The organism is Flammeovirga aprica JL-4 (genome assembly GCF_012844305.1).
GTDB classification, from domain to species: Bacteria; Bacteroidota; Bacteroidia; order Cytophagales; family Flammeovirgaceae; genus Flammeovirga; species Flammeovirga aprica.
This window is the reverse complement of sequence record NZ_JABANE010000382.1, coordinates 1-633: the sequence shown is the minus strand read 5'-3', so window position 1 is coordinate 633 and position 633 is coordinate 1. Positions and strand designations below refer to the sequence as shown.

At 30.5% G+C, this 633-nt stretch carries 1 protein-coding gene; it reads left to right on the top strand.

Translation table 11 applies throughout. The annotated features are described in order from the left end of the window. Nucleotides 1–609 (top strand): IS1634 family transposase (locus HHU12_RS34490; protein ID WP_169661218.1); only part of this gene is annotated, 609 nt, incomplete at its 5' end. Nucleotides 610–633: the final 24 nt, after the last annotated feature.

Sequence of the window (633 nt, the reverse complement as noted above, 5' to 3'; positions counted from 1 at the left end):
TATAGTGAAAAGCGAGCTAATAAAGACAAATACGATAGAGATCAAAACCTACTAAAAAGCCAAAAACTATTACAAAATCCATCACTGATTAAAAATAAATCAAGAAGATATTTTATAAAATCAGAAGTTGATGAAAAGTATATTTTAGATGAGGAAAAGATCAAACAAGCTCAGAAATACGATGGCTTTATTTCCATATCAACGAATAACAAAACACTCCCAATACCTTTAATTTTAGATCATTACAGGCATTTATATCAAATAGAACATACTTTTAGATCTTTCAAAAGTCACTTAGAAGTACGTCCAATGTTCCACTGGACAGAACGGAGAATAAGAGGACATTTAAGTCTGTGTTATATGACTTATGTACTTCAGCATTATATGCTCAGACAAATCAATCAAAAAAACAATAAAGTATCTGAAAATGGTTTAAGAAGAGCTTTATCAAGAATGCAGGTGAGTCACTTGCTACAAGATGGAGATGAATTCTATTTAAGATCAAATAATGATAATGAAGAAGTCCAGAATGTCATCAATGGACTCAAGTTATCACCAATTCCAAGTATAACATCTAAAGGTCACATTATTAACTACTTACAGAAATAGTGTAGTGAGACACGCTTTTACATA